Below are 13,915 nucleotides of genomic sequence, written 5' to 3' on the forward strand. Positions count from 1 at the left end.
AGAGAACGACTGGCAGCGTGCGATGTTTAACGGCGCCTATCGTCAGGCGCGAGGGAGGAGGTGGATGAAAGGCTGTTTTCAACCGTTGACAAATCTCGACAAGGTTCTCATAGTTTGAATAACGCAAACGTTTGCGAGATGTTTCACGGCGTGCTCCCTGAGTATCGTGACAGCTCGTATCAGCCACCCGGGTGGGAGGGCTGCCGAAGCGATCTTCGGTGCAAGCGTTGCTCACAATAATCATAAGATCGGAGTGAACCCATGAAGCTGCCATTTGCCGGACGTCTTCTTGCTGTCGCTGTGCTTGCTGCCGCATCCGCTGCCCTGCCTCTCTCCTCTGCATTTGCCGATGACGCCGCCAAACCCAAGGTCGGCCTGGTCATGAAATCCCTCGCCAATGAATTCTTCGTCACCATGCAAGACGGTGCCAAGACGTACCAGAAAGAACACGCCGCCGATTTCGACATGATCACCAACGGGATCAAGAACGAAACCGATACCAGCGCGCAGATCGATATCGTCAATCAGATGATCCTCGCCAAGGTCAATGCCATCGTGATTGCTCCGGCCGATTCCAAGGCACTGGTTACTGTGCTGAAGAAGGCTTCGGATGCCGGTATCAAGGTCGTCAACATCGACAACCGCCTGGACCCGGACGTGCTCAAAAGCAAAAACCTCGATATTCCGTTCGTAGGCCCGGACAACCGCAAAGGCTCCAAGCTGGTGGGCGACTACCTGGCCAAGCAACTGGCCTCGGGTGACAAGGTCGGCATCATCGAAGGCGTGCCGACGACCACCAACGCCCAGCAGCGTACCGCAGGCTACAAGGATGCGATGGACGCTGCCGGCATGAAGATCGTCTCCACCCAATCCGGCAACTGGGAAATTGACCAGGGCCAGAAAGTCGCTTCCGCCATGTTGAGTGAATATCCGGACCTCAAGGCGCTGTTGGCCGGTAACGACAATATGGCCCTCGGCGCCGTCTCCGCCGTACGTGCGGCAGGCAAGGCTGGCAAAGTGCTGGTCGTGGGCTACGACAACATCGAAGCCATCAAGCCGATGCTGCAAGACGGCCGCGTACTCGCGACCGCTGACCAGGCTGCTGCCCAGCAAGCCGTGTTCGGTATCCAGAACGCGCTCAAGCTGGTCAAGGGTGAGAAAGTCGACTCCAAGGACGGCGTGATCGAAACCCCGGTCGAACTCGTCCTCAAGAAGTAATCCTGGCAGCACCCAACAGCGCTCGCTCGTCCTGAGCGGGCGCCTGGAGATTTTCCTATGTCATCTTCCGCCCCGAACGCTGTCCTCTCGGTCAGCGGTATCGGCAAGACCTATGCCCAGCCGGTTCTGTCCGACATCACCCTGACGCTCAATCGCGGGGAAGTGCTGGCGTTGACCGGTGAGAACGGCGCAGGCAAAAGCACCTTGTCGAAGATCATCGGCGGGCTGGTCACGCCGACCACCGGGCACATGCAGTTCAATGGACAGGACTACCGCCCCGGCAGCCGCACCCAGGCCGAAGAGCTGGGCGTGCGCATGGTCATGCAGGAACTCAACCTGCTGCCGACGCTGACCGTCGCCGAAAACCTGTTCTTGGATAACCTGCCCAGCCATTGTGGCTGGATCAGCCGCAGGCAACTGCGCAAGGCTGCGATCGAGGCCATGGCCCAGGTCGGCCTGGATGCTATCGACCCGGATACACTGGTCGGCAGCCTGGGCATTGGCCATCAGCAAATGGTCGAGATCGCCCGTAACCTGATCGGCGACTGCCATGTATTGATCCTCGACGAGCCCACGGCCATGCTCACCGCCCGTGAAGTCGAGATGCTGTTTGAACAAATCACCCGCCTGCAGGCCCGGGGCGTGGCGATCATCTACATTTCACACCGGCTGGAAGAGCTGGCCCGTGTGGCCCAACGCATTGCGGTATTGCGCGACGGCAAGTTGGTCTGTGTCGAGCCGATGGCCAACTACAACAGCGAGCAATTGGTCACTTTGATGGTCGGTCGCGAGCTTGGCGAGCACATCGACCTGGGCCCGCGCACCATTGGTGGTCCGGCCCTGACGGTGAAAGGCCTGACCCGCTCGGACAAGGTTCGCGACGTGTCCTTCGAAGTGCGTGCGGGCGAGATCTACGGCATTTCCGGCCTGATCGGTGCCGGTCGTACTGAACTGTTGCGCCTGATCTTCGGTGCTGACCTGGCCGACAGCGGCACCGTGGCGCTCGGCTCGCCGGCCCAGGTGGTGAGCATTCGCTCGCCGGTGGATGCGGTGGGCCACGGCATTGCCCTGATCACCGAGGACCGCAAGGGCGAAGGCTTACTGCTGACTCAGTCCATCAGCGCCAATATCGCGCTGGGTAACATGCCGGAAATTTCCGGTGGCGGCGTGGTCAACAGCCGCAATGAAACGGCGCTGGCCAAGCGCCAGATCGATGCCATGCGCATCCGCAGTTCCAGCCCGGCGCAGTTGGTTTCCGAGCTGTCCGGTGGTAACCAGCAGAAAGTAGTGATAGGCCGCTGGCTGGAGCGCGATTGCTCGGTGATGCTGTTCGATGAGCCGACCCGTGGTATCGACGTCGGTGCCAAGTTCGATATTTATGCCTTGCTGGGCGAATTGACCCGTCAGGGCAAAGCGCTGGTGGTGGTGTCCAGCGACCTGCGCGAACTCATGCTGATCTGCGACCGCATCGGCGTGTTGTCCGCCGGGCGTTTGATCGAGACTTTCGAGCGCGACAGCTGGACCCAGGACGAATTGCTCGCCGCCGCCTTTGCCGGCTATCAGAAACGTGATGCGCTGCTCAACGACGCAGTGCTTAGGGATACCCCATGAAAACCACAACTTCCCCCGGCAAGACTGGCGGCAATTTCTATGGCCTGGGTACTTACCTGGGCCTGGCGGGCGCCTTGCTGGCGATGATCGCGCTGTTCTCGGTGCTCAGCGACCACTTCCTGTCCTACGACACCTTCAGCACGTTGGCCAACCAGATTCCGGACCTGATGGTGCTGGCCGTTGGCATGACCTTCATCCTCATCATCGGCGGCATCGACCTGTCGGTGGGCTCGGTGCTGGCCCTGGCAGCGTCGGCCGTCAGCGTGGCGATTCTCGGCTGGGGCTGGAGCGTGTTGCCGGCTGCCGTGCTGGGCATGGGCTGTGCGGCACTGGCGGGTACTATCACCGGCTCGATTACCGTGGCCTGGCGCATTCCGTCATTCATCGTATCCCTTGGCGTGCTGGAAATGGCCCGTGGCGTGGCGTACCAGATGACCGGTTCGCGCACTGCCTACATCGGTGACTCATTTGCCTGGCTGTCCAATCCGATTGCCTTCGGTATCTCGCCATCGTTCATCATCGCGCTACTGGTGATCATCGCCGCGCAGCTTGTATTGACGCGTACCGTGTTTGGTCGTTACCTGATCGGTATCGGCACCAACGAAGAGGCCGTACGCCTGGCGGGGATCAATCCCAAGCCCTACAAGATCCTGGTGTTCAGCCTTATGGGCCTGCTGGCTGGTGTGGCGGCGCTGTTCCAGATTTCGCGGCTGGAAGCGGCGGACCCGAATGCGGGCTCCGGCCTGGAGTTGCAAGTGATCGCCGCGGTGGTGATCGGCGGCACCAGCCTGATGGGCGGGCGTGGCTCGGTGATCAGTACCTTTTTTGGTGTGTTGATTATTTCGGTATTGGCCGCCGGCCTGGCGCAGATCGGTGCCACGGAGCCCACGAAGCGCATCATCACTGGTGCCGTGATCGTGATTGCCGTGGTCCTCGATACCTACCGCAGCCAGCGCGCCAGTCGGCGAGGCTGAACCATGGCAACGATCAAGGATGTGGCAGCGCTTGCGGGTATTTCCTACACCACGGTGTCCCATGTGGTGAACAAGACGCGCCCGGTCAGCGAGCCGGTACGCATCAAGGTCGAAGCCGCGATCAAGCAGCTCGACTACGTGCCCAGCGCCGTCGCGCGTTCGCTCAAGGCCAAGACCACAGCCACTATCGGTTTGCTGGTGCCCAACAGCCTCAACCCGTATTTCGCGGAATTGGCCCGGGGTATCGAGGATTACTGTGAGCGAAATGGCTACTGCGTGATTCTTTGCAACTCCGACGACAACGCTGAAAAGCAGCGCAACTATTTGCGCGTGTTGTTGGAAAAGCGCATCGACGGCTTGATCGTGACCTCGGTGGGCGGCGACGACAGCGGTCTTGCCGCCGGTTTGAGCGCGGTGCGTACGCCCATGGTGATTGTTGACCGGGCGCTGGATGGCATTGACGTGGACCTGGTGCGTATCGACCATGAGGAGGGCGCCTACCTGGCGACCCGGCACTTGCTCGAACTGGGCCACCGAGACATCGCCTGCATCGGTGGTCCGGCCCATACTCGTGTCGCGCAGATGCGCCTGGCGGGGTATCACCGCGCGCTACGAGAGGCGGGTGTCGACGTGGCAGCCAATCGCACCCAGGAAAGCGATTTCACCAGCACGGGCGGTTATGCCGCCGCCGTGCAGTTGTTGGCGCACAATCCGCCCAGCGCGATTTTTGCCAGTAACGACATGATCGGTTTCGGCGTGTTGCGCGCAGCAGCCGAGCGCAATATCCGCGTGCCGGGCGAGCTGTCAGTGATCGGTTTTGATGACATTCAAATGGGCCGTTACGTCTACCCGGCGTTGACAACGGTCGGGCAGTCGATCGTGCAACTGGGCGAGACGGCGGCCGAGCTTTTACTGCGAAGAATTGCGACACCCCACATGCCGATCGATCAACGCATCGTGACGCCGAGCATTGTATTGCGTGAGTCGACGGCGCCCGTCGCCGGAACATTCGCTCAATACCGCTGAACCGAATTGATGAGTACTGATGTATGCCAGCAAAAGTAGTGGTAGTAGGCAGCTTGAACATGGACCTGGTGACCCGCGCCAGCCGGCTGCCGCGTGCCGGTGAAACGCTCATCGGGCAGACATTTTCCACCGTGCCTGGCGGGAAGGGCGCGAACCAGGCGGTCGCTTCGGCGCGGCTGGGCGCTGAGGTTTCGATGATCGGCTGTGTTGGCACCGACGCCTATGGCACCCAATTGCGTGACGCATTGCTGGTGGAAGGCATTGATTGCCAGGCCGTCAGTACGGTGGAGGGCTCCAGTGGCGTGGCCTTGATCGTGGTGGATGACAGCAGCCAGAACGCGATTGTGATCGTGGCCGGCAGTAACGGCGAACTGACGCCTGTCTCGTTGCAGGCGTTTGACGCGGTGCTGCAAGCGGCCGACGTGATCGTCTGCCAACTGGAAGTGCCGATGAATACGGTGGGCTACACCCTCAAGCGCGGCCGTGAGCTGGGCAAGACGGTGATCCTCAATCCAGCGCCGGCCAGCGGTCCATTGCCGGCTGAGTGGTACGCGTCGATCGACTACCTCATTCCCAATGAAAGCGAAGCCACGGCACTGAGCGGCGTGACGGTCGACTCGATTGACAGCGCCAAGGTGGCAGCGACCCAACTGATCCAGGCCGGAGCCGGTAAAGTGATCATCACCCTGGGATCCCAGGGCGCGCTGTTTACCGACGGCCAGCGCTTCGAGCACCTGCAGGCGCCAAAGGTCAAGGCGGTCGACACCACGGCTGCGGGCGACACCTTCGTCGGCGGTTTCGCCGCGGCACTGGCCAACGGCAAAAGCGAGGCTGAGGCCATCAGCTTTGGCCAGGTCGCGGCGGCACTGTCGGTCACCCGTGCCGGCGCGCAACCCTCTATTCCAACGCTGCACGACGTACAAGGTTTTGTGCCCTCATGAAAAAGACACCTCTGCTTAATATTGCCCTGTCGCGTGTCATCGCTTCGCTGGGGCATGGCGACATTCTGGTGATTGGCGATGCCGGCCTGCCGGTGCCGCCGGGCGTCGAGCTGATAGACCTGGCGTTGACCCAGGGCATCCCGGATTTCATCAGCACCTTGCGTATCGTGCTCAGTGAAATGCAGGTGGAGAGTCATGTGCTGGCCGAAGAAATCCTGCTCAAGCAACCGCCGGCGCTGGCCGAACTCAACACGCTCACAGAGCAGGCCGCCCTCGGTGAGCGGCGCCTGGTCAGCCATGAAGAATTCAAGCAACTCAGCCGCAAGGCGCGCGCCGTGGTGCGCACCGGCGAATGCCAGCCTTACTGCAATATCGCGCTGGTGTCCGGCGTAACGTTCTAGCGTTCCCAACGACAAGGAGTGTTTCATGCAACGTGGTCTCCCAACCCTGAAAAACCTGTTCCGGAGTGTTCTGCTTTTGTCCGCACTCACTGCTGCAAGCGCCCAGGCGGCGGAAAAGATCGACCTGATCATCGACACCGACCCCGGCGCTGATGATGTGGTGGCCTTGCTGTTCGCCATGGCGTCCCCGGATGAGCTGAATATCCGTGCGTTGACCACCGTCGCCGGTAACGTGCGCCTGGACAAGACCTCTCGCAACGCGCGCCTGGCCCGCGAGTGGGCCGGGCGCGAGGAAATCCCGGTGTATGCCGGTGCTCCAGCCCCGCTGCTGCGCACGCCGATCTACGCGGAGAACATCCATGGCAAGGAAGGTATTTCCGGAGTCACCGTGCATGAGCCCAAGAAGGGCCTGGCGGACGGCAATGCCGTTGACTACCTGATCAAGACCCTGAGCGCCGCCAAGCCGCACAGCATCACCATCGCCATGCTCGGCCCGCAGACCAACCTGGCGCTGGCACTGACCCAGGCGCCGGAAATCACCCAAGGCATCAAGGAGGTCGTGGTGATGGGCGGCGCGCACTTCAATGGTGGCAATATCACCCCGGTGGCGGAATTCAACCTGTTCGCCGACCCGGTGGCCGCCGAGATTGTGCTCAAGAGCGGCGTCAAGCTGACCTACCTGCCGCTGGACGTGACCCACAAGGTGTTGACCAGCGAAGCACGCCTGAAAAAGATCGCTGACATCAAGAACAACGCGAGCAAGGTGGTGGGCGATATTCTTAACGAATACGTCAAGGGCGACATGGAGCACTACGGTATTCCTGGCGGCCCGGTGCATGATGCAACCGTTATCGCCTACCTGCTCAAACCGTCGCTGTTCAGTGGGCGTCAGGCCAACATGGTGGTGGATAGCCGAGAAGGTCCAACCTTCGGCCAGACCATCGTCGATTGGTACGACGGCCTGAAGCGGGAAAAGAATGTCTTTTGGGTTGAGAATGGCGACGCCCAGGGCTTCTTCGATCTGTTGACCGAGCGCCTGGCACGTCTGAAGTAATGGTTTTACCGGTCGGCGTTCGCCGGCCGGTTCCTATTCCCGCTCGGGGTTGTGCGCCCCCATGTGATCGGCCGGGTATTTCTCGAATATCTGGCCGATGAACGCTTGCGCCGCCTGCGTGCCCAGTTCCTTGACCAGCAGGTCGATACCAATGATTGCCAATTCCTCGGGGCTACCGGGGCTGTAGGAGCTTTGCCCTTGGGGCCACTTGGCTTTGATGTCGGCTTGGAGCGTTACGGTGGTCATGACGGTCTCGCGAGGCTAAAAGTGCTGGGCAGTGCGCTGGAACGCGGTTCTAACCGAGCCAGTTAACCATTTTGTATCGCGTTTGGCACTGATACTTAGGCATGAGGCGATTCGGAATCACGGCAACGCTGTGCGACACTGTCGGGCTGTTTAATTGCCGGGGACACCACGTGCAGATCGATTTGAACAACCCCGAGGACCTGACATTGGCCAATGTGCGCCAATTGCTCGCCAGTGCCAGCGACGACGAACATACCCAGTTGCGGGTGACCAAGGCTGGGATCGCCTATATCTCCTCGGGGAAGTTTGTAGGCGGTGTGGACATCGACGGACTGCTGTTTCGCCTGGAGACTTGGGCAAAAGGCTCAGGGTACGTGGGAAATGTGGCTGCCAGTGACGAAGTCTGGGTGACCCAGATTTTCAATGCGCTGAAACAGAATTGGCCGACGCCGGAATTTGACTACATCGATATCTACTGATTTCGTTCATATCTGGTCACGATTGACCGGGCGAATGCCTGTCGAGAGTCAGGCAGACTTGCCCTGCGGCGGTTTACGTCTTGAAACCAATCCGCCCAATCGCTGTCGCACGATCTCTGTCCATTTTTTATCATAGGAGGCTTCATGCCTTGGAAGCTCGCATCATTCGGTACTTTGTTGGCAGCACTCGCGTTGGCGGGTTGCAGCACCCCGGGTGCCTCTGAGCCAGCCAAAGACGCCGCCGTGGCCGATGCCGGTCATAGCCGCTGTGAGTCGAAGGCCGCCGAGTTCACGATCGGCCAGAAAGCTTCGCCCCAATTGCTGGAGCAGGCGCGTACCCGTGCCGGTGCGCAGAACGCACGCATCCTCAAGCCTAACGACATGATCACCTTGGAGTATCGCTCCGACCGCTTGAACCTGAACACTGACGACAACCTGGTGATCACGCGAGTCAATTGCGGCTAAGTCGCTCCAGGCTTGTGCAGCGCCCATAAAAAACCCCGTCACATGGACGGGGTTTTTTAGCTCAGCGGAGAATTACTCGCCGCGAACCTGTGCAGCTTGCATACCCTTTTGGCCTTTCTCAGCCACGAAGGAAACGGTTTGGCCTTCTTTCAGGCTTTTGAAACCGTCGCTTTCGATAGCTTTGAAGTGTACGAACAGGTCGTCACCGCCACCTTGAGGAGTGATGAAGCCGAAGCCTTTTTCATCGTTGAACCATTTAACGGTGCCGGTTTGGCGATTAGACATGGTGTATCTCCAAGAAACATATATTTTCAGTAGTGCTGTGCTGCTCAGGCCAACTGGGCACACCGGGCTATCATAGTCGAAATGTTCGGCTTGGGAGCCCCCCCAAGGCATTGTTTGCTAATCAATAGCGTTGCGTTTAGTGCCTTGGTCGGCTGAAAGCCCCGATTTACGGGGCTTAAGCTCGAAATATCAGCTGGTAAAAAAAGCCGTAAAACCTGTGTAATTTGTGAGAAATGGCAGTTTTCGGGCCATTTTTCCGGCAAAACAGCTGTGTGATCAGCCGCAAATCTTACTTTTTCTTCACGACTTTGCAGGACGAAATAGCCGCGACTGCTTTGTTTTTAAGCTCCGGGCTGGCGTTCTGGTTCGTCATGAGTTCTTTGATTTCGGCAGTGCTCAGTTCAGCGTTGATCTTGTCTGCGCCACATTCGCAATGGGCTTTGGCAGTTTTGACGTCTACGTTCTGGCTGGCGGCGGCGCTGCAGTCGCTGACAAAACTGTCGCGAGCACCGGCTGGCCAGTTCGACGGGGCAGCAGCTTGTGCACCCAGGGAGAGGAGGGTCAGGGAAGCGGCGAGAGCGAGGGTAGAGGTAAAACGCATCATGAGGATGCTCCTTTGGGTCGAGGACGAACGGCGATTCTCGGAGGGTTTGAGGGCTGGCGTACAGCCCAAGTTCACTTTTGCAGCTATAAAGGGCGGAATTTGTATTTACGCAAGATAGCGGCGGCACGATGACCGTTCATCTGTGCTAGCATCTTTCGCTTGGCTATTTCCAGGCGCGCCCATTGCCGCCTTGCCATGTTCTTTTTAGCTCACTCCAGTCACTCTGGTTCGATTATCGGTTGGCCGAAAGGCTCCTGCCGCTGTAAGGCAGGCGTTCATCACTGAACGGCCTGGTATTGGATCTTGTACTGGCTCATCCCAACCCACGTGACCTTTGGTAGGGGTCACCACTAGGAGAGGAGGCGCCATGCCAACTATTACTCTTCCCGACGGCAGTCAACGTTCATTCGATCATTCGGTTTCCGTAGCCGAGGTCGCCGCATCCATTGGTGCAGGTCTGGCCAAGGCCACCGTGGCCGGCAAGGTCGACGGCAAGCTCGTCGACGCCAGCGACCTGATCACCAGCGATGCCAGCCTGCAAATCATCACGCCTAAGGATCAAGAGGGGCTGGAGATCATTCGCCACTCTTGCGCACACTTGATTGGCCACGCGGTCAAGCAACTGTATCCAACCGCGAAAATGGTGATCGGCCCGGTCATCGAAGAAGGCTTCTATTACGACATCGCCTATGAGCGTCCTTTCACTCCGGACGACCTGGCTGCGATCGAACAGCGCATGCACCAGCTGATCGAAAAAGACTACGACGTGATCAAGAAAGTCACGCCGCGCGCCGAAGTCATCGACGTGTTCACCGCCCGTGGCGAAGACTACAAGTTGCGCCTGGTGGAAGACATGCCCGAAGAGCAGGCCATGGGCCTGTACTACCACGAAGAATATGTCGACATGTGCCGTGGCCCGCACGTGCCGAATACGCGCTTCCTCAAATCGTTCAAGCTGACCAAGCTGTCCGGCGCCTACTGGCGTGGCGACGCGAAGAACGAGCAACTGCAGCGGATCTACGGCACCGCCTGGGCTGACAAGAAGCAGCTGGCGGCCTACATCCAGCGCATCGAAGAAGCCGAAAAGCGCGACCACCGCAAGATCGGCAAGCGCCTGAACCTGTTCCACCTCCAGGAAGAAGCGCCGGGCATGGTGTTCTGGCACCCGAACGGCTGGACCCTGTATCAGGTGCTCGAGCAGTACATGCGCAAGGTTCAGCGTGAGAACGGCTACCTGGAGATCAAGACGCCCCAGGTTGTTGACCGTAGCCTCTGGGAGAAATCCGGGCACTGGGCCAACTACGCCGACAACATGTTCACCACCCAGTCGGAAAACCGTGACTACGCCATCAAGCCGATGAACTGCCCGTGCCACGTGCAGGTGTTCAACCAAGGCCTGAAGAGCTACCGCGAGTTGCCGATGCGCCTGGCTGAGTTCGGTGCCTGCCACCGTAACGAGCCATCGGGTGCGCTGCACGGTATCATGCGTGTGCGTGGTTTCACCCAGGATGACGCCCACATCTTCTGCACCGAAGAGCAGATGCAGGCCGAATCCGCCGCGTTCATCAAGCTGACCATGGATGTTTATCGCGATTTCGGCTTTACCGAAGTCGAGATGAAGCTGTCCACTCGTCCGGAAAAACGCGTTGGCTCCGACGAACTGTGGGATCGCGCCGAAGCTGCACTGGCCGCTGCGCTCGACAGTGCGGGCCTTGCGTACGATCTGCAGCCGGGTGAAGGCGCGTTCTACGGTCCGAAGATCGAGTTCTCGCTGAAAGATTGCCTTGGCCGCGTCTGGCAGTGTGGTACCCTGCAGCTCGATTTTAACCTGCCGATCCGTCTGGGCGCCGAATACGTGTCCGAAGACAACAGCCGTAAACACCCGGTTATGCTGCACCGGGCGATCCTCGGCTCGTTCGAACGGTTCGTCGGGATCCTGATCGAGCACTACGAGGGTGCATTCCCTGCGTGGCTGGCTCCGACCCAGGCAGTGATCATGAATATCACTGATAAACAGGCAGATTTTGCCGCCGAAGTTGAAAAAACTCTCAACGAAAGCGGGTTTCGTGCCAAGTCCGACTTGAGAAATGAAAAGATCGGCTTTAAAATCCGCGAGCATACTTTGCTCAAGGTTCCCTATCTTTTGGTTATCGGAGATCGGGAAGTCGAGATGCAGACTGTCGCTGTGCGTACTCGTGAAGGTGCTGACCTGGGCTCGATGCCCGTCGCCCAGTTCGCTGAGTTCCTCGCGCAAGCGGTTTCCCGGCGTGGTCGCCCAGATTCGGAGTAATTATTATTAAGCGTGAAATGAGACAAGATAAACGAGCTGCACCGAAAGCCCCGATCAACGAGAATATCTCGGCACGCGAGGTTCGGTTAATTGGCGCTGACGGCGAGCAGATTGGCATCGTCTCGATTGATGAAGCGCTTCGTATCGCTGAAGAGTCCAAATTGGACCTGGTGGAAATCTCCGCCGACGCAGTCCCGCCTGTTTGCCGGGTGATGGACTACGGCAAGTCGATCTTCGAAAAGAAGAAGCAGATTGCTGCGGCGAAGAAGAACCAGAAGCAGATTCAAGTAAAAGAAATCAAGTTTCGTCCAGGGACGGAGGAAGGGGATTACCAGGTAAAACTGCGCAACCTGGTACGTTTCCTGAGTGATGGGGACAGGGCCAAGGTATCCTTGCGATTCCGCGGCCGTGAGATGGCCCACCAGGAGCTGGGCATGGAACTCCTCAAGCGGGTTGAAGCTGACCTGCTGGAGTACGGTTCCGTTGAACAGCATCCTAAGATGGAAGGACGCCAGCTGATCATGGTCATCGCCCCGAAAAAGAAGAAGTAATCAACAGGGCACGGCAGGCCTTCTGATTATGTTTATCAACTGAATGCGGAGTATCCGAACATGCCAAAGATGAAGACTAAAAGTGGTGCTGCTAAGCGGTTTCTGAAAACTGCTAACGGTATCAAGCACAAGCACGCTTTCAAGAGCCACATCCTGACCAAAATGTCGACCAAGCGTAAGCGTCAACTGCGCGGTAGCAGCTTGCTGCATCCGTCTGACGTGGCAAAAGTCGAGCGCATGCTGCGCCTTCGTTAATTTTTGGATCAAGAATAGAGGAAGTAACTCATGGCTCGTGTAAAGCGTGGCGTCATTGCCCGTAAACGTCACAAAAAAATTCTGAAACTTGCTAAAGGCTACTACGGCGCGCGTTCACGCGTATTCCGTGTTGCCAAGCAAGCGGTAATCAAGGCAGGCCAATACGCCTACCGCGACCGTCGTCAGAAAAAACGTCAGTTCCGCGCTCTGTGGATCGCTCGTATCAACGCTGGTGCACGTGTTAACGGTCTGTCCTACAGCCGTTTCATCGCTGGCCTGAAAAAAGCTTCCATCGAGATCGACCGTAAGGTTCTGGCCGAACTGGCAGTGAACGAAAAAGCGGTGTTTGCTGCGATTGTCGAGAAAGCTAAAGCCACTCTGGCTTAAGTACCCCCGACAATCACCCTGGGTTACGTCTGTAGCCCAAGGTGGTAAACGTCTTAAATAGGGGAAGAGCCTTCAAGCTCTTCCCCTATTTTGTATCTGGAGTCTGTACATGGAAAACCTGGACGCGCTCGTTGCCCAAGCCCTTGAGGCTGTGCAAAGCGCTGAAGATGTAAATGCCCTGGAGCAAATCCGGGTTCACTACCTTGGCAAGAAAGGTGAATTGACTCAGGTGATGAAGACCCTGGGGAATTTGCCGGCTGAAGAGCGCCCGCAAGTCGGTGCGCTGATCAACGTCGCCAAGGAGCGTGTCACAGAGGTGCTCAATGCGCGCAAGGCGACCATGGAGGAGGCTGATCTCGCGGCCAAACTCGCCGCCGAGTCCATTGACGTCACCTTGCCTGGTCGCGGCCAGGCCTCGGGCGGTCTGCATCCGATCACCCGGACTCTGGAACGTATTGAGCAGTTCTTCACCCACATCGGCTACGGCATTGCCGAAGGCCCTGAGGTCGAAGACGACTATCACAACTTCGAGGCGCTCAACATCCCAGGCCATCACCCGGCCCGGTCGATGCACGACACCTTCTATTTCAACGCGAACATGCTGTTGCGTACCCATACCTCCCCGGTACAGGTCCGCACCATGGAAGCGAACAAGCCGCCGATCCGCATTGTCTGCCCAGGCCGTGTGTACCGCAGCGACTCCGATATCACCCACTCGCCGATGTTCCACCAGGTCGAAGGCTTGCTGGTTGATCGCGACATCAACTTCGCCGACCTCAAAGGCACCATCGAAGAATTCCTGCGGGTGTTCTTCGAGAAGGAGCTGGCGGTACGGTTCCGTCCATCGTTCTTCCCGTTCACCGAGCCGTCCGCTGAAGTCGACATGGAATGCGTGATGTGCAGCGGCAAAGGCTGCCGCGTGTGCAAGCAGACCGGCTGGCTGGAAGTGATGGGCTGCGGCATGGTTCACCCTAACGTGCTGCGCATGTCCGGCATCGATCCGGAAGAGTTCTCGGGCTTTGCCTTCGGCATGGGCGTTGAGCGTCTGGCCATGCTGCGTTACGGCGTGAACGACTTGCGCCTGTTCTTCGACAACGACTTGCGGTTCCTCGCGCAATTTCGCTAGTC

Annotated in this window: 17 protein-coding genes; 14 read left to right on the forward strand and 3 right to left on the reverse strand. The window is 58.6% G+C overall.

Annotated elements, in window-relative coordinates:
* The first annotated feature begins 261 nt into the window (after positions 1–261).
* Genes ACP7BX_RS12960 through ACP7BX_RS12990 form a run of 7 tightly spaced genes read left to right on the forward strand, consistent with a single transcriptional unit; the run spans position 262 to position 7,225 of the window.
* Positions 262–1,218, forward strand: a complete 957-nt coding sequence (locus ACP7BX_RS12960) for a sugar ABC transporter substrate-binding protein (protein WP_010209103.1) — start codon at positions 262–264, stop codon at positions 1,216–1,218.
* Between the two features lie 57 nt (positions 1,219–1,275).
* Positions 1,276–2,829 (forward strand): sugar ABC transporter ATP-binding protein, encoded by a 1,554-nt coding sequence (locus ACP7BX_RS12965; protein WP_426131837.1) that lies wholly within the window; start codon positions 1,276–1,278, stop codon positions 2,827–2,829.
* Positions 2,826–3,803: an ABC transporter permease gene (locus tag ACP7BX_RS12970; RefSeq protein ID WP_010209107.1), complete on the forward strand. Its 978-nt coding sequence runs from the start codon at positions 2,826–2,828 to the stop codon at positions 3,801–3,803. Before ACP7BX_RS12965 ends, ACP7BX_RS12970 begins: the two co-directional genes overlap by 4 nt.
* A gap of 3 nt (positions 3,804–3,806) precedes the next feature.
* Complete coding sequence (locus ACP7BX_RS12975; RefSeq protein ID WP_016978154.1) at positions 3,807–4,829, forward strand: LacI family DNA-binding transcriptional regulator; 1,023 nt, start codon at positions 3,807–3,809, stop codon at positions 4,827–4,829.
* Between the two features lie 23 nt (positions 4,830–4,852).
* The gene (rbsK, locus tag ACP7BX_RS12980) at positions 4,853–5,770 is read left to right on the forward strand and encodes a ribokinase (protein WP_426131835.1); all 918 of its coding nucleotides are present in this window, start codon (positions 4,853–4,855) and stop codon (positions 5,768–5,770) included.
* Positions 5,767–6,171 (forward strand): D-ribose pyranase, encoded by a 405-nt coding sequence (gene rbsD, locus ACP7BX_RS12985; protein ID WP_016978152.1) that lies wholly within the window; start codon positions 5,767–5,769, stop codon positions 6,169–6,171. Before rbsK ends, rbsD begins: the two co-directional genes overlap by 4 nt.
* A gap of 25 nt (positions 6,172–6,196) precedes the next feature.
* Positions 6,197–7,225 (forward strand): nucleoside hydrolase, encoded by a 1,029-nt coding sequence (locus ACP7BX_RS12990; RefSeq protein ID WP_426131832.1) that lies wholly within the window; start codon positions 6,197–6,199, stop codon positions 7,223–7,225.
* Positions 7,226–7,258: 33 nt separating this feature from the next.
* Here the strand turns inward: ACP7BX_RS12990 and ACP7BX_RS12995 are convergent, their stop codons facing one another.
* Entirely contained in the window at positions 7,259–7,471 is a 213-nt protein-coding gene (locus tag ACP7BX_RS12995) for a hypothetical protein (protein WP_015884938.1), read from the reverse strand.
* A 170-nt stretch (positions 7,472–7,641) separates the two neighbouring features.
* On the opposite strand from ACP7BX_RS12995, the gene ACP7BX_RS13000 reads away from it, so the two are divergent.
* Positions 7,642–7,950: a hypothetical protein gene (locus ACP7BX_RS13000; protein WP_314534397.1), complete on the forward strand. Its 309-nt coding sequence runs from the start codon at positions 7,642–7,644 to the stop codon at positions 7,948–7,950.
* Between the two features lie 144 nt (positions 7,951–8,094).
* Complete coding sequence (locus ACP7BX_RS13005; protein ID WP_025857833.1) at positions 8,095–8,415, forward strand: I78 family peptidase inhibitor; 321 nt, start codon at positions 8,095–8,097, stop codon at positions 8,413–8,415.
* Positions 8,416–8,487: 72 nt separating this feature from the next.
* Here ACP7BX_RS13005 and ACP7BX_RS13010 read toward each other — a convergent pair whose 3' ends face one another.
* Together ACP7BX_RS13010 and ACP7BX_RS13015 are read right to left on the reverse strand one after the other, a co-directional pair.
* Positions 8,488–8,700: a cold-shock protein gene (locus ACP7BX_RS13010; protein ID WP_003234260.1), complete on the reverse strand. Its 213-nt coding sequence runs from the start codon at positions 8,698–8,700 to the stop codon at positions 8,488–8,490.
* A 289-nt stretch (positions 8,701–8,989) separates the two neighbouring features.
* Complete coding sequence (locus ACP7BX_RS13015) at positions 8,990–9,304, reverse strand: hypothetical protein (protein ID WP_016978147.1); 315 nt, start codon at positions 9,302–9,304, stop codon at positions 8,990–8,992.
* Positions 9,305–9,671: 367 nt separating this feature from the next.
* Between ACP7BX_RS13015 and thrS the strand changes: the two genes are divergently transcribed.
* The 5 genes from thrS to pheS all read left to right on the forward strand — a co-directional run bounded on the left by thrS (position 9,672) and on the right by pheS (position 13,913).
* Positions 9,672–11,594, forward strand: a complete 1,923-nt coding sequence (thrS, locus tag ACP7BX_RS13020; protein ID WP_033901721.1) for a threonine--tRNA ligase — start codon at positions 9,672–9,674, stop codon at positions 11,592–11,594.
* On the forward strand, positions 11,594–12,145 hold the full coding sequence (gene infC, locus ACP7BX_RS13025) for a translation initiation factor IF-3 (protein ID WP_169850653.1): 552 nt from the start codon (positions 11,594–11,596) through the stop codon (positions 12,143–12,145). Before thrS ends, infC begins: the two co-directional genes overlap by 1 nt.
* A 60-nt stretch (positions 12,146–12,205) precedes the next feature.
* On the forward strand, positions 12,206–12,400 hold the full coding sequence (rpmI, locus tag ACP7BX_RS13030; RefSeq protein WP_002553160.1) for a 50S ribosomal protein L35: 195 nt from the start codon (positions 12,206–12,208) through the stop codon (positions 12,398–12,400).
* 30 nt (positions 12,401–12,430) lie between these two features.
* Entirely contained in the window at positions 12,431–12,787 is a 357-nt protein-coding gene (rplT, locus tag ACP7BX_RS13035) for a 50S ribosomal protein L20 (protein ID WP_003174975.1), read from the forward strand.
* Between the two features lie 109 nt (positions 12,788–12,896).
* Positions 12,897–13,913 (forward strand): phenylalanine--tRNA ligase subunit alpha, encoded by a 1,017-nt coding sequence (gene pheS / locus ACP7BX_RS13040; protein WP_010209123.1) that lies wholly within the window; start codon positions 12,897–12,899, stop codon positions 13,911–13,913.
* Positions 13,914–13,915 lie beyond the last annotated feature (2 nt).

The organism is Pseudomonas sp. DWP3-1-3b3 (genome assembly GCF_049896305.1).
In the GTDB taxonomy this organism is placed as follows: domain Bacteria; phylum Pseudomonadota; class Gammaproteobacteria; order Pseudomonadales; family Pseudomonadaceae; genus Aquipseudomonas; species Aquipseudomonas azotoformans_A.